Here is a 19,310-nt window from a genome sequence, read left to right on the forward strand (position 1 = left end):
AGCGGAATGTAGCACTCGCTACAGATAGTCAATGGAAAATCCTCGCCAGTCCCCTGATACCCTGCTGCCCAAGCTTGCCGCCCATGTGCTCGAACATGGCCTGGCGGGCGCAAGCCTGCGACCGCTCGCCAAAGCTGCGGGGACCAGCGACCGCATGCTCATCTATCATTTCAAATCGAAGGACGGTCTCGTCACCGCATTGCTGGAGCACGTGGCGGGCATGTATGCACAGGCGCTCGAAATGGCATGGCCGAGCGAGCCAGCCGCTACGCGCCGCGAATGTGCGCAAAGGCTGCTGGGCATCGGCCGCGCGCCCATGTTCGTGCCCTTCCTGAGGCTGTGGTGGGAAATCGTCGCCGGGGCGGCGAAAGGGGACGCCGCCTACCGAGCAAGCGCCGCTGCCATGATGGACAGCCAGCTTGCGTGGTTCGAAGCGCATCTCCCGCCCGACGACCCGGACCCGAAGGCCGGCGCGCGGCTGGTGGCGCTGGCGGTGGAAGGTTCACTGATGATGGATGCGCTCGGGCTTGGCGAGGTGGGCGAAGCAGGGCTTGCCGCCTTGGAAGGCTGACCCGCTTGAAGCGCCGCCTCCGCATGCTATCGGTCGGCGCATGAAGAAGACCACCGGAACCGACCGCTCGATTACTTCCAACTGGCGCCCTGCCACGCAGGCTGTGCGCGGGGGCACCTGGCGCAGCGAACATGGCGAGACGAGCGAGTCATTGTTCCTCACCTCGGGCTATACCTACGACGATGCGCAGACCGTCGCCGACCGTTTTGCAGGCGAAGCGCACGGGATGACCTATTCGCGGCTCCAGAACCCGACCGTCGCGATGCTGGAAGAGCGCATCGCCCTGATGGAAGGCGCAGAGGCGTGCCGTGCACAGGCCAGCGGGATGGCCGCGATGACGACGGCGCTGCTCTGTCAGCTATCGGCAGGCGATCATGTCGTCGGCGCTCGTGCGGCATTCGGCTCGTGCCGCTGGCTGCTCGACCACTTGCTGCCGCGCTTCGGGATCGAAACCACGGTCGTCGACAGCGCCGACAACGACGCATGGGAAGCCGCGATTCGGCCCAATACGAAAGTCTTCTTCTTCGAGACGCCCGCCAATCCGACGCTCGACGTGGTCGATCTCGCGCATGTCTGCGGCGTGGCTAAGGCCCATGGGATTACCACGGTGGTCGACAATGCCTTTGCCACCAGCGCGCTCCAGCGCCCGATGGATTTCGGCGCGGACGTCGTCGCCTATTCCGCAACCAAATTGATGGACGGGCAGGGCAGGGTGCTTGCCGGTGCCGTTTGCGGCTCGCAGGAATGGATCGACGAGGTCCTCCTGCCGTTCCAGCGCAATACCGGCCCCAATATCGCGCCCTTCAATGCGTGGGTCGTCCTGAAAGGTCTCGAAACGCTGTCCTTGCGCGCCCACAAGCAGAGTGAGAATGCAGTCGAGCTTGGCCAGTTCATCGAGAGCCGCGTGCCCCGCATGTTGCATCCGGGACTGGAAAGCCACCCGCGCCATGCGCTCGCCCTTGAACAGATGAGCGCGACCGGCCCGATCTTCGCTTTCGATGTCGAGAGCCGCGAGCGCGCCTTCGCCATCCTCGATGCGCTCGAACTGGTCGATATTTCGAACAATATCGGCGATGCGCGCAGCCTGATGTGCCACCCCGCCAGCACCACGCATGCCGGAATGACAGCGGAGGACCGCTCGGCCATGGGCGTGACCGAGGGGCTGCTGAGGATCAATGTCGGGCTGGAAGACGTCGAGGACGTGAAGGAAGACCTCGACCGGGCGTTGAAGGCCGCCGCTCTCTAGCGACGCGGGCGAGTATATCGCTCGCACGCCCAGCCATCATTGTCGCCATCGAGGCCCTCGCGGTATCCGGGTTCTCCGCGCCGGATCGGTGTGACGCCCGCCGCGCGGGCTTCCCTGCAACCACGATAGTAGACCTCGCGCGACCGTATCGGGCGGGCTTGCGGCGCTGGTGCCTCTGCTTCTTCGCGTTTCGGGCAATGAAGCGCGCCGGTTTCCTTGTGCATATGGCAGCGCTCGGCGCCTTCCTCGCTCGGATGAGCGGAAAGGGGGAGCGAAAGTCCAAGAGCCAGCATCGTCGAGGGGAGGAAGGCTTTCTTCATGAAGCTATCCTAGCATCGACTGTACTGTGGGGAAGTATTCGGAAGCATTGCTCCGATGGTTATTCGGGGTAGGTTCGAACCGGACTGAATTTGGGGGCGCATCATCATGCATTACAATTACGACGCACTGCTCGAAGCAGCAGGCGAGATGGAACAGTATTCTGGTTACCTCGATGGGGATGACCTGAAGGCCAGCCAGCAGGTGCAGGCGAATTTCGCGGGCGTCCGCAATCGCTTCGTCTACGACGCGCTGGCAACCGGTGACGATCCGGAACAGATCAAGGCGAATATCGTCAGCGATCTCGACACGCTCGCCGAGGAAAATCCGGGCTGGGCGGGGCCGGCCTATATCGTTCGCGACGAACTTGTCGCCCGCATCGAGCAGGAAAGCCAGAAGAACCCGACTTGGCGCAAGGTGGTGCGCTACACGCCGATCGCACTCGGCGTGATAGCGGTCGCCGCCTATTTCGGTGTGAAGTTCTACAACGATGTCGACCTGTCCGATCCGTTCGAAAGCCGTGCTGGTGTGGTCGCCCGTGCGGAAGCGCTGGAAAAGACACTCCGCCACGACGACTGGGCATCCACGCGGTCTCGCCGCGGCGGCTTCATCAAGGACATCCTGCTGTGGCCGATCTCTCCCAGTGATGCGGAAGTGAACGCGGCGATGCAGGTGGCGGGCTTTGCCTTCGACGCGCAGGAATTCATGCGCAGCCAGCAGGCGCAGTGCAACTACACCGGCGCGACTTACGGCGAAGAGCTGACCGAGCGCGAGAGGGATTACCTCGAAAATTACTCCGCGCGCTTGCAATCCGAGACGGTTGAGTGGGATGAAGACCCGCAGTTCACCATGCTCGTAGTCGCGGCAGACACCCTCGGGTGCCCGCCGATCGACCGCTCGATGTTCGAGCTGCCCGAGCAGGACGTACCGGAGGAAGCCACGCAAGATGAGCCAAACGCTTGAATTCATCCTCGATCTGGCAGCGCCGAATGGATACCTCGCCTGGTATCCGCTGAAGGAAATTGCCGGGCGGACCGGCGCGAAGCTGGTCGTCACTCCGGTATTCCTTGGCGGCATGCACAAGATAACGGGCAATTCGCCGCCGATGATGCGTGATGCGGATGTGAAGGGGAAGGTGCCCTATGCAGCGCTGGAGTTCTGCCGCTTCCTCGACCGGCATGCAATGGACCGGTTCAGCATGCATCCGGACCTGCCTTTCAATTCGATCCTGCTGCAGCGCATCCTCGTGGCGGCCAAGGACCAGAACGAGATGCAGGCGCTGGTCGACCTGTTCCAGCCCGCCGTGTGGGAGCGGAACATCGATTGCGGCGATGCAGATGTGGTGCGCGAAGTGCTTGAGAGCGGCGGCTTCGATGCCGAAAGGCTCCTTTCGGCCACGCAAGACGCTGCAGTGAAGCAGACGCTGGCCGACAATACGGAAAAAGCCGTCGAACGCGGCGCATTCGGGATCCCGACCTTTTTCGTCGGCGACGAGATGTGGTTCGGCAAGGAGCGGCTGGGCCAGCTCGAAGATTACCTGACGGGCGGAAAGCCCTGATGCAACCTGCTCAAAGGTCGAATGCGTAGTAGGCGAGTATCGTCAGTTGCGGCGCAAGCAGCGCCAGCTCGATAAGGCCGTAACCGCTGCAGTCGCGGCGCAGGTTGCGGATGAAATGAAACAGCATGTTTTCCCTCCTCATCCGGCTCGCGCCGATCCCGCGGCGCATGGTCGTTTATCCCTTGCAAATCTGCCGTATCCCGATGGCGGATTTGCGCGTCCCTTTCGCGGTTCTAAGCAATCGGGCCTAACCGCGTGCTGCCGAACGAGGTAAATCGGCATTAAGCAATTGGACGGCGATGGCAAAGCAGACGCAAACTATTGAAACAACCGGCTTCCACTCTTGCGATTACTTCCGCGGTCAATACTATCGGGACTTCGGATTTCGAGGGGTCGTTGTGCGTTTTATCCATTTTGTAGCTTGTGCCCTGGCGTTTCACGCGCCGCTCTACGCGCAGGAAGAGCCGGCCGAGCGTCCGGCTGAAATTCCTGTCGCGGCATTTGCTGGCGGCAACCAGCTCAATTCGGCCAAGCTTTCGCAAAACGGCACCCGCTTCGCGTTCGTCGTGGTCGAGGGTGGCAAGAGGGTGCTGGCGGTCCACGACTCCGATACGCTCGAACCGCTGCTTGCCATCGACCTCGGCCCGCGTGATGGGTTCAACTGGTTCGACTGGGCGGGTGACGACCGTATCCTCATTTCCAACCGGATGAAGCTGTCGAGCTTCCGCTATGGGGAATCGCGGCTGCACGCCTTCGACATTCCTACCCGTCAGCTGCATTTCATCGGGTTCGAGGATCAGGGCTGGGAGGGAGACGATGTGCTCCACACCGACCCGAATGGCGAATATGTGATTCTTTCGCTGAGCGAGAGGGGCGGCATCCCGCCAGCGGTCTGGCGCTTCCCGCTCGATGGCAGGGGCGCATCGGCCGCCGTCCTCGTGCAGAGGCCGGAGAAGGATGTCTACCAATGGTTCGCCGACGATGCCGGCGTGGTTCGCCTCGGCATGAGCTGGACGTCGAAAGCCGACATCAAGATCTACTACCGCTCTGGACCTGACGACAAATTCAGGCGCGTGACCAAGGTAAGGGGCGGCGATGACGAGGCGCTCGATGCCTGGGACGTCATGGGTATCTATGCGGGCCGCGACACGGGCTATGCGATGGTGGATGCGCCCGATGGTCGAAAGGTCCTGCGCGAAATCGACTATTCCAATGGCAAGCTCGGTCCGATCGTCTACGAAAACCCGCGATGGGGGATCGACCAGGCGATGTTCCGCAAGGGCGAGGGGCCGATTGGCGTCAGCTATACCGATGACGAGCCACGGACCGTGTGGCTCGACAAGGACATGGCGGCTGTGCAGTCGCAGCTCGATGCGGCCCTGCCGGGAAGCAGGGTGCGCGTGATCGATAGGGCGGGCATGAAGCGGATGCTCGTGCGACAGGCGGGCGATGCGGACCCGGGCGCACTCTATGTTTTCACGCCCTCGCGCTTGAGCCTCGAACTGTTCGCCAACCTGCGACCGCATGTGGACGAAAGGCTGCTGTCTAAAACCGAGGCTCACGATATCGTTGCACGCGATGGCACGCACATGCGGGCTTTCCTCACCCTTCCGCGTGGGCGTGGGCGTGACCAGTTGCCGATGATCATCATGCCGCATGGCGGGCCCTATGGCGTCCGCGACACCATGGTCTACGACGACTGGACGCAGCTGCTTGCCAATCGCGGCTATGCCGTCCTCAGGCCCAATTATCGCGGCTCTGGCGGCTATGGCGAGGCATTCGAGCGACTGGGCGACGGACAGATCGGCCGCGCAATGCAGGACGATATCGACGACGCCTATGACTGGGCGGTCGCACAGGGTTTCGCGGATCCGGAACGTGTTTGCCTGTTCGGCGCAAGCTACGGCGGTTACGCGGCCATGTGGGGCACCTTGCGCAATCCCGAACGCTATCGCTGCGGCGCGAGCTTCGCAGGTGTGGTCGATTGGGAAGACCTGCTCGCCTACGACAGCCAGTACCTCGCCCGCGGGCGCGTGCGGAAGCGCTGGTACAAGGACGTCTGGACCCCGCGGATCACCGGTGACGACAAGTTCGACCTCTCAAGCATTTCGGTCGCGGACCAGATCGAGCGGCTCGAACGGCCGCTGTTCGTCGCCCATGGCACACGCGACTTGCGCGTTCCCTTCGACCAGTACGAACAACTGGCCGAGGCAGCGGATGCGGCAGGTAAGGAGGTCGAGATGCTGGAGCTGGCCGACAACCACTACCTTTCCGACGGCAGCGAGGAAGCTCGCCTTCTCGAAGGGCTGCTGGCTTTCCTCGACACACATAATCCGGCCGACGAGAAAGATTGATAATGCGATATTTGCGTACTCTATTTGCGATTGCGGCTTTGGGCCTTATTCCCTCGAGCCCTGCCGCTCAGGAGCAAGCCGAAACGGCTACAGTGCCGCAAATTCCTGCTAAGGCATTCGCTGCGCGCAGCCAGCTAAGCGGGGCGAAGATATCGCCCGATGGCAGCCAGCTTGTCAGCCGCTCGAATTTAAACGGCATGGACTACGTCATGCTGTTCAATGCAGCGTCCGGCGAGCCTGTTGGCAATTTCCCGATGGGCGAAGGTAACCGGCTGAACTGGGTGCGCTGGGCAGGCAATCGCCGTCTGCTGGTCAGCGCATCGGCATGGGACAAGTTCAACCGTTACTGGACGCGGCTCTTCGTGGTCGAACTCGATACGGGCGAACTTTACATGATTGGCCGGAAAGAGCCGGTGCGCGATGGCGACAATGTTATCTGGGTCGCAGAAGACGGCTCTTCCGTCCTCGTTTCGATCCAGGCCAATCCGCGTCACTATCCCTCGGTCTACAGCTACGACCTCACCCGGGATGGCAAGCGCGAGCAGGTTCAGGGCTCCCGTGTCGGCGTGTGGAACTGGTATGCCGACAGGGAAGGCAACGTCCGCATCGGGACCGGACTCTATCGCAAGAAACTGCGCGTATTCTACCGGCGTCCCGGCGAAGAAAACCTGCACATGGTCGATAAGATCCACACGGATGACCTGAAGAAAGAGAACGATACCTATCGTTATCTCGATATCCTCGGCGTCGAACCGGGCACGAACGTCGGTTACATCCTCGAGGAAAGCGAGGAAGGCAAGGTCGGCTTGCGCCGCTATGATTTCGCCCGCTCCGAAATAGTCGATACGCTCTACGAGCATCCGCAATATGATGTCGATGGAGTGGCCTTCTCGCGTGACGGCAAGCCGATTGCGATTACCTATACGGACGACAGCTCACACGTGGTCTGGCTCGATGAGCAGCTTGGCGCGATCCAGAAGGGGCTGGAGGGCGCATTGGAGGAAGACAAAGTCTTGATCGCCTCTCGTTCGCACAATGACGAGCGGATGATCATCCAGACGGGCGGTGCCGCCGATCCTGGCGCGCTTTATGTCTTCACACCTGCAGCGGGCACGCTTGAGGCGCTTGGCGAAATGAGTGCCGGGGTGCCGTTCGAGCATCTCGCGCAGCCCAAGGCGATTACCTATACCGCCCGCGATGGCACGCGTATCAGGGCCTATCTGACCCTGCCGCGCGGCGTTCCCGCAAAGGATTTGCCGCTCATCATCTACCCCCACGGCGGCCCTTACGGTATCAGGGACACGCTGTCCTATGACGCGCAAGCCCAGTTGCTCGCCAATCGCGGGTATGCGGTGATCCAGCCCAACTATCGGGGCTCGGGAGGATATGGCGATGCCTTCTTCGATTTGGGTTACGGCCAGATTGGTCGCGGCATGCAGGACGATCTCGACGATGCAATGGATTGGGCGGTCGGGCAGGGTATCGCTGACCCTGCACGAGTATGCCTCGTAGGAGGCAGCTATGGCGGCTATGCGGCAATATGGGGCGTCGTCCGCAATCCCGAACGTTACCGCTGCGCCGCTTCGTGGGCGGGCGTCATGGATTGGGATTCCATGCTGCGATACGACAGCCAGTTCTTCAGTCGGCAGACCACCAATCGCTGGCGCGACAGATATGAGGGCAAGGAAGACAAAGATTTCCGCCTTGCCGATGTCTCACCGGTGCAGCAGGCAGGCAATCTCAAACGTCCTGTACTCCTGGCACATGGGACCGATGACGGGATCGTCAATGTCGGGCAATATCACCAGATGCTGGCTGCAGCGAAGAAACAGGGTGTGCCGGCTAGCGAACTGCTGATCGAGGACGACGGCCACAGCTTCACGGAAATTGCGAGCCGTGAGGCCTGGTTTGAAGCGCTCGACGAATTCCTGAAAGAGCACAACCCGCCCGACTGAACGCTTCGTCGCATAGCGGTGAATTCTTGGGGGTGAGGCAGGGTCTGCCCTTGCTCCTCCGTCACAAGTGCCTAGGTTGGAGGGGTCATGAAGGAATTATTCCAGCACTCAGCCATGACCGATGGCATTACCGTCCGCGTGTCGGTGAATTTCCTGCCCGAGCAATCCCAGCCCGAGGCGGGCAAGTGGTTCTGGGTTTATCATATCCGCATCGAAAATGCTTCGCACGAGCGTGTGCAGCTGATGACCCGCCATTGGCGGATCACCGACGGTGCGGGCATGGTGGCCCATGTCGATGGGGATGGCGTGGTCGGCGAGCAGCCGGTTCTCGCTCCGGGCGAAAGCCATGATTACGTGTCGGGCTGTCCGCTCGATACGCCGCATGGTTCGATGGAAGGGTTCTACACGTTCCATCGCGAAGACGGCACGCCCTTCGAAGTACGCATTCCCTTCTTCCCGCTCGCGGCACCCGCTACGGCGGAATAGGGCACTTCGCGGTGAAAACCCTGCTCGACCGGGTTATTGGCTATCGCATCAATCGCGCGACTTACTGCTTGCGATCTTGATCCTCGCGCGGATCGGGATCGAGAAGGGGCTGATGCCGGGAGAGAAAGGCGCGAATGAGTGGGGACCGCAGCCGCCCGATGGGATCAACTGGAAGCGCCCTGAAAAGCCGCCGTCCAGCGAGTGATCCTGCGGCCTAAATGCCCGCTTCTCCGGCTTCTTCTTCGAACAGGTATTCCCCGACCTTGACCTTGGCTTCCTTGCCCAGCCAGTCGGCCAGCATTTCCAGCTCGCGGGTCAGCGGCCACACCGCCAGCGCTGCGCGGCTTTCATCGATGTAGAGCACCAGTGACTTCTTCTTGAGCCTGAGCTTGCTGTTGCTGAGCGCCACGCGCGCGCCCGCTCCGAGCCTTCGGGCGAGGCGGAAACCGAGGCCCCAGGTCACACCTTCGCGCAAATCGTCGTCGCTCGCGATCTTGCGCAGCTTTGCGGGCAGGGCAGTGCGACCGAGGCTGCCGAAAAGCGCGGCGCAGATCATGGCTCGGTCGCGCGCGCTGCAATCGATCCAGCGCTTGTCCAGCGCCCATTCGGTGGCGTGATTTACACGTAGGTTGGGTTCGACCCTTTGCAGGGCTGCGGCCAGCTGTGCCGCTGCAAGGCGCAACCGTTCGTTACGCTTTCCGCCCCCATTGGCGAGGTCGACGGTCCATCCTGCCACACGGGTCGCATCGGTCACCGGCGCATCGCGCGGCTCGCAAAAGGCATGGACACCCGAGAGCAGGGGGTCCTGCTTTTGTTGCAGATCGGTCAGCCGCGAATAGAGCAGGCCCTCGCGGATACCCCAGCTCGAGAAGATCAGGCATTCGGGTTCGAGTTCGGCGAGCATGGGGCCGAGCAATGCCGCTGCATCGGGCAGGTAATGCGCCCGCATCTCGCTGATGCCAGAAATTTCCATCAGCTTTGCCGGCTTCGCATCGACCAACCTTGCGGCGAGGCCGAGCGCTTCCTCCACAGAGATGGAATATCCGTGCGGGTCGGTCAGCGGATAGTCCGCTTCGGCCATCGCGTAATAGGCGAGAGCCCGCCAAGTCCCGCCGATCATGAACAGCGGTCCCCTGTGCGACTTGGCCCAGCCCACATTCGAGACAGCATCGTGAACTGTTTCTGCGAAATCGGGGCGGTTTGCGCGCAGCGCCGGCAGGCGCAGGGTGCCGAACTGGAGGCTGACTGCATCCTTGCATTCGCCGTCACCGATCGCGACCAGTTCGAGGCTGCCGCCGCCGAGGTCGGCGACCATGCCGCTCATGCCGGGAAATGCGCCGATCGCGCCGAAAGCAGAAGCGCAGGCCTCTTCCTCGCCCGAAAGCAGGCGCGGCTCAAGGCCCAGCGAGGCCACCTTGGCGAGAAAATCCGCGCCATTCTCGGCATCGCGCGCAGCGGCCGTTGCCACGGTCTGGACATCCTCGATGCCCCGGTCCTCGATCAGCAGTCGATAGCGCCCAAGCGCCTCCAGCGCCTCGCGCTCGGCTTCTTCGGGAATGCGGCCGGTTTCGGACAAGTCACGGCCCAGACGTGCGGCGACTTTCTCGTTCCAAACCACCTCGGGCGCGCGACCGGTGCCTTCGTACATGACCAGGCGCACGGTATTGGAGCCGATATCGACAACGGCGCGGGGAGGGTGGATCAGCCGCCGCTGCCAGCGCGAGGAGCGCACTTTCTGCCCGCTCACTTATCGTTTCCGTACAGGCTGAGGCGCGGGACCTCTTGCGTTTTCAAGGCCGAGCCGCGGCCCGACAGCGAGGGGTTGGACATGAAGTACTCATGGCAATTGAAGCCGTCCGAGCCATCGCTCATCCGGCGATACTGCCCGTCGGGATCGAGCCACCAACTCTGTTCGACATCGAGGATGTTCGCCAGCATCACCTGTCCCAGAAGCTGGTCGTGGACGGTCTTGTTGGAGATGGGGACCATGACTTCCACCCGGCGATCGAGATTGCGGCTCATGGCATCGGCGCTGGTGAGGTACACCCTCGCCTGCCGGCTGGGCAGTTCCTTGCCGTTGGCGAAGGCCCACATGCGCGTGTGTTCGAGGAAGCGTCCGATAATCGATTTGACGCTGATATTTTCCGACAGTCCCGGAATACCGGCCCTGAGCGAACAAATACCGCGCACGACCATCCGGATTTCCACACCCGCCTGGCTGGCCTCGTAGAGTTTGTCGATGATCGCCTTGTTGGTGATCGAATTGAGCTTCACCCAGATGCCGGCCGGCTTGCCTGCCTTGGCATTGGCAATCTCGACATCGATCAGCTCGTCCAGCATGTCGCGCATGCCGAGCGGAGAAATGGAGATCTTCTCGAGTTTTTCGGGCTCGATATAGCCGGTGATGAAGTTGAACATTTTCGCCGCATCGCGGCCCAGGGCCTGGTCTGCCGTGAAGTAGCTGAGGTCGGTGTAGATCTTCGCGTTAATCGGGTGGTAATTGCCCGTGCCGAAGTGGCAATAGGTGCGATAGCCGTCTTCTTCGCGGCGCACCACGAGGCTGACTTTCGCGTGGGTCTTCCACTCGGTGAAGCCGTAGATCACCTGCACTCCGGCCCGTTCCAGCTCGTTCGCCCAGCGGATGTTGCGCTCTTCATCGAAGCGCGCCTTCAATTCGACGACGGCGGTCACGGCCTTGCCGTTCTGCGCCGCCTCGACCAGCGCCGCGATGACAGGAGACTGGTCGCCTGCGCGGTAGAGCGTCTGCTTGATCGAGACGACAAGCGGATCGATCGCGGCCTGGTGCAGGAAGTCGACCACTACTTCGAAACTCTCGTAGGGGTGGTGGATGACTATGTCCTTCTCGCGGATTGCGGTGAAGACATTCCCATCATGGGCGAGAACGCGCTCGGGATAGCGCGGCGAGAAGGGCGGAAACTTGAGGTCCGGACGCGGCTCGTTGCAGATCGCATCGAGGTCGCGTAGGCCCAGCATGCCGCCTGTCTTCACGATCATCGCGGCGTCGACATCGAACTGGTCGCGCAGCAGCGCTTCCGCCGATGCGTCGCATTCGTCGTCGAGTTCGAGCAGGACGGCGCGGCCGCGGCGCCGGCGCTGGATTGCAGTGCGGAAGAAACGCACGAGGTCTTCGGCTTCGTCTTCGACCTCGATATCGCTGTCTCGCAGGACACGGAAAATGCCGTCGCCGAGGATCTTGAAGCCGGGGAAAATGCGGTCGGCAAAGCGCGTCACCAGCTGCTCGATCGCGACGTAGATGGCCTTGTCGCCTGGCACGCGCACGAAGCGCGGGACGTTGCCCGGGATCAGGACCATCTCGACAAGCTCGCCCTTCCGCTTGCCGCGCTTTAGGCGAAACAGCACGCCCATTCCGCCATTCGCGACGAAGGGGAATGGGTGCGACGGGTCGATGACCTGCGGCGTGATGAGCGGCTGGATGTCGGTGGCGAAATAGTCGAACAGCCATTCCTGCTGGGATTTTTCGAGCTCGTCCGGCAGGGCGATGAGGATGTCCTCGTCGCGCAAGAGCCCGCGCAGGATGTCGAGGCTTTCCTGTTGCCGGTCCTCGAGCGCCAGAACCTGCTCGCGGATCGCGTCGAGCTGCTGGCGCGGCGATCGACCGTCGATCCCCGGCGTTTCGATGCCGCGATGTACCTGGCCTTCAAGGCCGGCGATGCGGACCATCGTGAATTCGTCGAGATTGCTTCCCGAAATCGAGAGAAAGCGCAATCTTTCCAATAGCGGGTAATCGGTATTCTCGCTCTCGGCGAGGACGCGGCGGTTGAAGCTCAGCCAGCTAAGCTCGCGATTGACGTAGCGATCTGCCGGATCCTCTGGGGGCACAGCGGCGTCCGCAGCGATTTCCTCGCCGGCGTTATCACTGCCAGTATCGGGCGCATTGCCTAGGGTCACGAGCCAGCCTTTTCTAAGTCGAAGTGAGGGTAGGACGCGAAGTCGCTATTGGAAAGAGTTTCCGTCTGCCACTGGCCTTCGTGCCTTGTCAGACTGCCGTCACAATTTGGCGTAGAGCGCCGAGAGTTCGTCCCAAAGTTGCGGGGTCGACGCTCCGAGCAATCCCTTCCTTTCCCACTCGTCGACACGGTAAGGCGAGCCGTCGGGGCGAGCGACCTTGCCGCCCGCTTCCTCCAGCCAGAGTGCGCCCGCAGCGTGGTCCCACGCAAGGGTGCGTTCGAAAATCGATACGTCGTTCTGGCCCAGGCCCAGGCGCGGATATTGCTCGGCAGCGCAGAAGGGAATGTCGACCAATTCGTAATTGGGCGAGATATGGCGACGGGTGGCCTGTCGGCGCTCTTCCTCCATGAAGACCAGCGAAATTGCAGCAACCGGTGGCGTCTTCCCGGTTGCTCGCGAGGTGACGCGTTCGCCGTCGACGTATGCGCCCTTGCCGCGGTGGGCAGCGCAGAACCGGCCCGAAAGGCAATCATAGAGCCAGCCGGACTGGGCCACACCGCCATCTGCGCGCGCGATGATGACGCCGAACGGCGGCTTGCCATGTGCGAAGTTGCGCGTGCCGTCGACGGGATCGACGATCCAGCAGGCTTCGCCCAGCGTCTCGAGCACAGCCGGGTCGGCATGGGCAGCTTCTTCGCCGACGAAACCGATGGTCGCATCGATGGACGCAAGTCCTTCGCGCAGCAACGCCTCTGATTCCTTGTCGGCTATGGTGACCGGATCGTTGCCGCCCTTGTCCTCGACCTCTCCTTCGGAAAGGTTGCGGAAACGCGGCATGATTGCTTCTTCGGTGACCCGCTGCATCAGCGCGAGGATTTCCGCGTCGAGTGCACTCACGAACGGTAGTCCGCATTGATCGAGATGTAGCCATGCGTGAGGTCGCAGGTCCAGACGACCGCCCTGCCGTCACCCATGCCGAGATCGACGTCGATCCTGATGTCCTGCCCCTCGAGATGCTTTGCAACCGGGGCCTCGTCATAATCGGCGAGTGGCTGCCCGTCCCTGGCCGCCCAGGTGCCGCCGAAACCGATCGACAGCCTGTCGCGGTCGGCCGGTTCGCCTGCCTTGCCGACAGCCATGACCACGCGGCCCCAATTGGCATCGCCGCCCGCAATCGCCGTCTTGACCAGCGGCGAGTTCGCGATGGAAAGGCCGACGCGGCGGGCGCTTGCATCGTCTGCTGCGCCGCTGACCGCGATCTCGATGAACTTCTGGGCTCCTTCGCCATCGCGAACCACCAGCTGGGCGAGTTCGCGGCAAACCGACAGCAGCGCCGCGTAGAAGGCATCCGCGCCTACATCCTTCCATGAAGAGAGCGCGGCATTTCCTGCCTTGCCCGTGGCGAAAGCGAGGACCGTGTCACTGGTGGAAGTGTCTCCGTCGACCGTGATGCAGGAATAGGTCGCGTCATTCGCTTTCGACAGCATCTCCTGCAGGAAAGCGGGCTCTACCTTCGCATCGGTGAAAATATAGCCGAGCATGGTCGCCATATCGGGGGCGATCATGCCGCTGCCCTTTATGATCCCGGCAAGTTCGACACGTGTCTCGCCGATCATGGCAGAGGCGCCCGCGGCCTTGGTAAAGGTATCGGTGGTGCCGATGGCAGACGCGGCCTCTTCCCAGTCGCAGGGCTGTGTTTCCAGTACGGCAGCGATCCCGGCGCGGGCCTTGTCCTTGGGCAGGGGAACGCCGATCACCCCGGTAGAGGAGACGAAAACCTCCTCTGCGCGGCATCCCAGCGCGTCGGAAACCTGCGCCATGATCTGTTCGACCGCCTCGCGCCCGCGGATGCCGGTGAAGGCATTCGAATTGCCGGCGTTCACGATGAGGGCGCGGGCCGTACCCTTCTTCACCTGTTCGCGGCCCAGCTCGACCTCGCTCGAGGCGCAGGCCGATTTGGTGAACACGCCTGCGACGCTGGTCCCCTCGGCCAGTTCGGCGAAGGTCAGGTCGGCCCTGTCCCAGTTCTTGTAGCGGGCGCGCGCAACGCGAAGCACTGCGCCGTCGATCGCGGGCATTTGCGGGAATGGTCGGGCGAGAGGGGAGCGTTCGAGGTCCATGTGCTTGCAGCTAGAACGCGCGTGGGCTCGCCGCAAGCGTGGCGAAGTACAGGAAAAATGGTCCGCCTGACTTTAAACCTTAAGTATTCTGCGCTATCTCGATGCCCGATATGCGACGTCAATTGCTCGCCCTCCTTGCACTCCTGACCGGCCTTGCTGCCGCGGGTGTGCCTGCGCATGCTGCGCTGGACGGTGAAATTGGCGTTGGTTTCGAACAGGCCGCATCAGGCGCGAACGACGCCCGCGAAGCCAAGTCCTCGTGTGAAGAAAAGCAGCGAAAGCAAAAGCTTCGCAGCGAAAAGGTGACCCCCTGCAAGAAGCAGGAACCGGTCGTAATCTACCTTCCCACGGTCCAGTTCGGCGCCGATCGCGCCTACGAATAGACTGACATTTCCAGTCCCCGTTTCATGCCCGGCACGATCGAAGTGCGCGGGCATTTTCCATATATCACCGTATTATCCGAGGCCCGCGCCCACCCATGTTCAATACAATCATGAAGTCCATCTTCGGTTCGTCCAACGACCGTTACGTCAAATCGATCGGCAAGATCGTCAACCAGATCAACGCGCTCGAACCGCAGATCCAGGCACTGAGCGACGAGGAACTGCGCGCCCAGACCGACAAGTTCCGCCAGCAGCTCGCCGACGGCAAGACGCTCGACGATATCCTTCCCGAAGCCTTCGCCACCGTTCGCGAAGCATCGGTTCGCGTCCTCGGCATGCGTCACTTCGATGTGCAGATGATCGGCGGTATCGTCCTTCATCGCGGCGAAATCGCCGAAATGCGCACGGGTGAGGGCAAGACGCTGGTGGCGACGCTCGCCACCTATCTCAACGCCATCGAAGGCAAGGGCGTCCACGTCGTTACCGTGAACGATTACCTCGCCCGCCGCGACGCGGAATGGATGGGCCAGCTGCACAACTTCCTCGGCCTGACCGTGGGCGTGATCGTGCCCAATCTCGACGAGTTCGCCCGCCGCGACGCCTATGGCGCCGACATCACTTACGCGACCAACAACGAACTCGGCTTCGATTACCTGCGCGACAACATGAAGCACGAACGCGGCCAGATGGTGCAGCGTCCCTTCAACTTCGCCATCGTCGACGAAGTGGACTCCATCCTGATCGACGAAGCGCGTACCCCGCTGATCATCTCGGGCCCGACCGAGGACAAGTCCGAGCTTTACGTCGCGGTCGATGCCATCGTGAAAGACATCGATCCCGAATGGTACGAGGCGGACGAGAAAACCAAGAACATCACCTGGACCGAAGAAGGCACGGACGAGATCGAGAAGCGGCTGATGGAAGCCGGCCTGCTCGAAACCGACAACCTCTACGACGTCGAGAACACGCAGGTGGTCCACCACCTCGACCAGGCCCTCAAGGCCAACATCATGTTCAAGAAGGACACGGATTACATCGTGAAGGACGACAAGGTCGTCATCATCGATGAGTTTACCGGCCGCATGATGGACGGCCGCCGCTGGTCGAACGGCCTTCATCAGGCAGTGGAAGCCAAGGAAGGCGTCAAGATCGAGCCCGAGAACCAGACGCTCGCCTCGATCACCTTCCAGAACTACTTCCGCATGTATCCCAAGCTGTCCGGCATGACCGGTACGGCGGCCACCGAAGCGGCCGAATTCTGGGACATCTACAAGATGGGCGTGGTCGAGATCCCGACCAACGTCCCCGTCCAGCGCGTCGACGAGGAAGACGAATTTTACAAGAACACGCAGGACAAGTTCAAAGCCATCGCCAAGGCGATCAAGGAAAAGTACGACAGCGGCCAGCCGGTCCTCGTCGGCACCGTGTCGATCGAGAAGAGCGAACTGCTCTCCAGCTTCCTCGACCAGGAAGGCGTGAAGCACGAAATCCTCAACGCGCGCCAGCACGAGCGTGAAGCCCACATCGTCGCGCAGGCGGGCCGTATCGGCGCCGTCACCATCGCCACCAACATGGCCGGCCGCGGTACCGACATCCAGCTCGGCGGTAATGTCGAATTCCGCATCGAGGAAGAGCTTGCCGACCTCGCCGAGGACGATCCCAAGCGCCAGCTCGAGATCGATCGTATCAAGGCCGAAGTCGCGGCGGAAAAGGAAAAGGTCCTCGCAGCGGGCGGCCTGTTCGTCCTTGCGACCGAACGCCATGAAAGCCGCCGCATCGATAACCAGCTGCGCGGTCGTTCGGGCCGCCAGGGCGATCCGGGCCTGTCGCGCTTCTACCTCTGCCTCGAAGACGATCTCCTGCGCATCTTCGGGCCGGACACGCTGTTCGCCCGCATGATGAACGCCAACCTGGAAGACGGCGAAGCGATCGGTTCGAAGTGGCTCTCGAAAGCTATCGAGACCGCGCAGAAGAAGGTCGAAGCGCGCAACTACGAAGTGCGTAAGCAGGTCGTGCAGTATGACGATGTCATGAACGACCAGCGCAAGGTCATCTACGAGCAGCGCTCGGAAATCATGGACAGCGAAGCCGTCGACGACGTCGTGGTCGACATGCGTCACGATGCGATCAACGCGATGGTCGGCGAACACTGCCCGCCGGGTTCCTATCCGGAGCAGTGGGATATCGAAGGTCTCAAGACCAAGGTCGACGAAGTCTTCGACATGCGCTTCCCGATGGAAGAATGGCTTGAGGAAGATCACATCGAGCCGGAAATCATCGAAGAGCGTATCCGCGAGGAAGCGGATCGCCGGATGGAAGAGAAAATCGCGAAGGCCGACCCGAACATGTGGCGCCGGATCGAGAAGAGCCTGCTGCTGCAGGAACTCGACCACCAGTGGAAGGAACACCTCGCCACGCTCGACGCGCTGCGCCAGGTGGTGTGGTTGCGCTCGCACGCGCAGAAGCAGCCGCTCAACGAGTACAAGCAGGAAGCTTTCGGCCTGTTCGAACGCATGCTCGACAAGCTGCGTGAAGACATCACCGCCAAGCTCCTGCGCATTGAGCTGGCAGAGCCGGCGCCGCTCCCGCGGATCGATCTGCCCGAGCTGCCCGATTTCCTCACCGGCCATATCGACCCGCTTACCGGCGTCGACAATTCGGACGACAATGACGGATCGCGCGGCCGCGAAGCTCTGTTCGGCGCGCTTGCAGGCAGCGCGCGCGCTGCAGCGGGACCGGGCGGCGCTGCCGATGAAAATCCCTATGCGGGGATGGACATCAGCCGCAACGCACCGTGCCCCTGTGGCTCGGGCAACAAGTACAAGCACTGCCACGGCGCGATCGGCGCCAAGGCCTGATCGCTCATTCAAGGAGCCGCGCCCAGCCTTAGAGCGGGCGCGGTTCTCTCACCATCGGGACCAGCGGCGGAGCGTCCGGTGTCGGCCGGATCTCCCCGCACGCCTCGAACCCGCAGCTGGCGTAAAAGCCGGTATTGGCGGGGTTGGAATTCTCCAGGTAGGCGCGGGTGCCGGTGCGGTCGCAGGCGTCCAGCACAGGCTGGATGAGCTTCCGGCCTAGCCCCTTGCCCTGCTGCGATGGCCTGACGCCGATGCTGAAGAGATAGGCATGTTCGAAGGTGGGGTGCGCGCGCTCCATCGCCTCGCCGGTTTTGATACCTTTTTTCACCGCTTTCAGTCCGCAGTGCCAGACTGTCGGCAGCGCGAATGCGGCATAGTCCAGCTGCGAAAACGAGGCATCGCCGCCCGGCAACATCCACATTGCCGCCCCTTGATCGCCGATATTGTAAACAAATCCCCGAGGGACGTAGATCCGCCGCGCCTGCATATGGAAGAGCGAGCGGATGCCCTTGTAATTGCCGAAGAGCCACTGGTTGAAGGGATCGTTGCGGAATGCGTCCGCGGTGATTTCGCCGATGGCGAAGGCATCTTCCTTGCCGGCCTGCGAGAACCCTTCCGGTAAAGTGATTTCCGCATCGTCCACAGCGCCTGGCCTCCCTTGCATCGCCAAGGCTAGCGGCAGGCTGGCACGCGGTCTAGGGAAGCCGGATGCCGCTACTCATAGTCGCCTTCCTTATCACGGCACTGCTCTACGCGAGCGTGGGCTTCGGCGGAGGCTCCACATATAATGCGCTCCTGGCGCTGGCAGGGATCGATTATCGCATCCTCCCGCTCATCGCGCTGAGCTGCAACATCGTTGTGGTTGCAGGAAGCTCGCTGCGTTTCGCCCGTGCCAAGGTGACCCCCTGGCGCGGGGCAGTCACGTTGACCGCGCTGGCCGCCCCTGCCGCGCTTCTCGGGGGGCTGACACCGATAGGCGAGGGAGCGTTCCTGAACCTGCTCGGCGCAAGTCTTGCACTGACAGCGGTCACCATGCTGCTGCCGATAGCGAAGCACGAAGGAGAGCCGCTTCGCTGGGCGCGCGCAATTCCGTTCCTCGCCGCTCCGCTAGGGTATCTGGCCGGACTGGTCGGCATCGGCGGCGGCATCTTCCTTGCCCCGATCCTGCACCTTGCCCGCTGGGACAATCCGCGCGCCATCGCGGCGACGGCGAGCTTCTTCATTCTGGTGAACTCGGCCTTCGGCATTGCCGGCCAGATCCTGAAAGGCGGGGAGGGGCGCGTGCTCGCCGCAATCGACGCAGGATTGCCGCTTCTGATAGCCGTCGCAATCGGGGGGCAGATCGGCAGCCTGCTGGCTCTCAAATTCATGCCGCAGCGCTGGATTCGCGTGGGTACGGCCGCTCTCACCGCATGGGTGGGGCTGAGGCTGCTGCTTGCGATGTAGGAAAGAAAATGGCTCCCCGAGTTGGGTCGTCACAATGACGGAGTTCTGCGGGAAAATTGGTCTAACCCCCCGAAATTGCGCCACG

General features: G+C 62.2%; 17 protein-coding genes. 11 read left to right on the top strand and 6 right to left on the bottom strand.

The window, feature by feature from the left end; translation table 11 throughout:
- The first annotated feature begins 31 nt into the window (after nt 1–31).
- Together K3136_RS13415 and K3136_RS13420 are read left to right on the top strand one after the other, a co-directional pair.
- The gene (locus K3136_RS13415; RefSeq protein ID WP_221430795.1) at nt 32–571 is read left to right on the top strand and encodes a TetR/AcrR family transcriptional regulator; all 540 of its coding nucleotides are present in this window, start codon (nt 32–34) and stop codon (nt 569–571) included.
- A gap of 40 nt (nt 572–611) precedes the next feature.
- Complete coding sequence (locus tag K3136_RS13420; protein WP_221430796.1) at nt 612–1,817, top strand: trans-sulfuration enzyme family protein; 1,206 nt, start codon at nt 612–614, stop codon at nt 1,815–1,817.
- Here K3136_RS13420 and K3136_RS13425 read toward each other — a convergent pair.
- Nucleotides 1,814–2,137 (bottom strand): excalibur calcium-binding domain-containing protein, encoded by a 324-nt coding sequence (locus K3136_RS13425; protein WP_247711370.1) that lies wholly within the window; start codon nt 2,135–2,137, stop codon nt 1,814–1,816. The genes K3136_RS13420 and K3136_RS13425 overlap by 4 nt on opposite strands.
- Nucleotides 2,138–2,243: 106 nt before the next feature.
- Between K3136_RS13425 and K3136_RS13430 the strand changes: the two genes are divergently transcribed.
- The 6 genes from K3136_RS13430 (at nt 2,244) to K3136_RS14150 (ending at nt 8,693) form a co-directional block, all read left to right on the top strand.
- Entirely contained in the window at nt 2,244–3,098 is an 855-nt protein-coding gene (locus tag K3136_RS13430) for a hypothetical protein (protein WP_221430797.1), read from the top strand.
- Nucleotides 3,082–3,693: a 2-hydroxychromene-2-carboxylate isomerase gene (locus K3136_RS13435; protein WP_221430798.1), complete on the top strand. Its 612-nt coding sequence runs from the start codon at nt 3,082–3,084 to the stop codon at nt 3,691–3,693. The genes K3136_RS13430 and K3136_RS13435 overlap by 17 nt, the downstream gene beginning before the upstream one ends.
- A gap of 398 nt (nt 3,694–4,091) precedes the next feature.
- Entirely contained in the window at nt 4,092–6,047 is a 1,956-nt protein-coding gene (locus tag K3136_RS13440) for an alpha/beta hydrolase family protein (protein WP_221430799.1), read from the top strand.
- A 92-nt stretch (nt 6,048–6,139) separates the two neighbouring features.
- Entirely contained in the window at nt 6,140–8,002 is a 1,863-nt protein-coding gene (locus K3136_RS13445) for a prolyl oligopeptidase family serine peptidase (protein WP_221430800.1), read from the top strand.
- Nucleotides 8,003–8,089: 87 nt separating this feature from the next.
- Nucleotides 8,090–8,488: a Co2+/Mg2+ efflux protein ApaG gene (gene apaG, locus K3136_RS13450; RefSeq protein ID WP_221430801.1), complete on the top strand. Its 399-nt coding sequence runs from the start codon at nt 8,090–8,092 to the stop codon at nt 8,486–8,488.
- Between the two features lie 76 nt (nt 8,489–8,564).
- Complete coding sequence (locus K3136_RS14150) at nt 8,565–8,693, top strand: hypothetical protein (protein ID WP_282099960.1); 129 nt, start codon at nt 8,565–8,567, stop codon at nt 8,691–8,693.
- A gap of 9 nt (nt 8,694–8,702) precedes the next feature.
- Here the strand turns inward: K3136_RS14150 and K3136_RS13455 are convergent, their stop codons facing one another.
- From K3136_RS13455 to argJ, 4 genes are all read right to left on the bottom strand, one after another.
- Nucleotides 8,703–10,235 (bottom strand): Ppx/GppA family phosphatase, encoded by a 1,533-nt coding sequence (locus K3136_RS13455; RefSeq protein WP_247711371.1) that lies wholly within the window; start codon nt 10,233–10,235, stop codon nt 8,703–8,705.
- Nucleotides 10,232–12,367, bottom strand: coding sequence for an RNA degradosome polyphosphate kinase (locus K3136_RS13460; RefSeq protein ID WP_221432339.1), 2,136 nt, complete (start codon nt 12,365–12,367; stop codon nt 10,232–10,234). Before K3136_RS13460 ends, K3136_RS13455 begins: the two co-directional genes overlap by 4 nt.
- Before the next feature lie 150 nt (nt 12,368–12,517).
- On the bottom strand, nt 12,518–13,282 hold the full coding sequence (locus K3136_RS13465; protein ID WP_221432340.1) for an inositol monophosphatase family protein: 765 nt from the start codon (nt 13,280–13,282) through the stop codon (nt 12,518–12,520).
- A gap of 29 nt (nt 13,283–13,311) precedes the next feature.
- Complete coding sequence (gene argJ / locus K3136_RS13470; RefSeq protein WP_221430802.1) at nt 13,312–14,538, bottom strand: bifunctional glutamate N-acetyltransferase/amino-acid acetyltransferase ArgJ; 1,227 nt, start codon at nt 14,536–14,538, stop codon at nt 13,312–13,314.
- A gap of 101 nt (nt 14,539–14,639) precedes the next feature.
- Between argJ and K3136_RS13475 the strand changes: the two genes are divergently transcribed.
- Together K3136_RS13475 and secA are read left to right on the top strand one after the other, a co-directional pair.
- A complete protein-coding gene (locus K3136_RS13475) occupies nt 14,640–14,921 on the top strand; it encodes a hypothetical protein (protein WP_221430803.1) in 282 nt (93 codons plus the stop codon).
- Between the two features lie 95 nt (nt 14,922–15,016).
- Complete coding sequence (gene secA / locus K3136_RS13480) at nt 15,017–17,779, top strand: preprotein translocase subunit SecA (RefSeq protein ID WP_221430804.1); 2,763 nt, start codon at nt 15,017–15,019, stop codon at nt 17,777–17,779.
- Between the two features lie 28 nt (nt 17,780–17,807).
- Here the strand turns inward: secA and K3136_RS13485 are convergent, their stop codons facing one another.
- The gene (locus K3136_RS13485; protein WP_247711372.1) at nt 17,808–18,422 is read right to left on the bottom strand and encodes a GNAT family N-acetyltransferase; all 615 of its coding nucleotides are present in this window, start codon (nt 18,420–18,422) and stop codon (nt 17,808–17,810) included.
- Between the two features lie 65 nt (nt 18,423–18,487).
- Between K3136_RS13485 and K3136_RS13490 the strand changes: the two genes are divergently transcribed.
- A complete protein-coding gene (locus tag K3136_RS13490) occupies nt 18,488–19,225 on the top strand; it encodes a sulfite exporter TauE/SafE family protein (RefSeq protein ID WP_221430805.1) in 738 nt (245 codons plus the stop codon).
- Nucleotides 19,226–19,310 lie beyond the last annotated feature (85 nt).

It is taken from the genome of Qipengyuania gelatinilytica, assembly GCF_019711315.1.
Taxonomy (GTDB): Bacteria; Pseudomonadota; Alphaproteobacteria; order Sphingomonadales; family Sphingomonadaceae; genus Qipengyuania; species Qipengyuania gelatinilytica.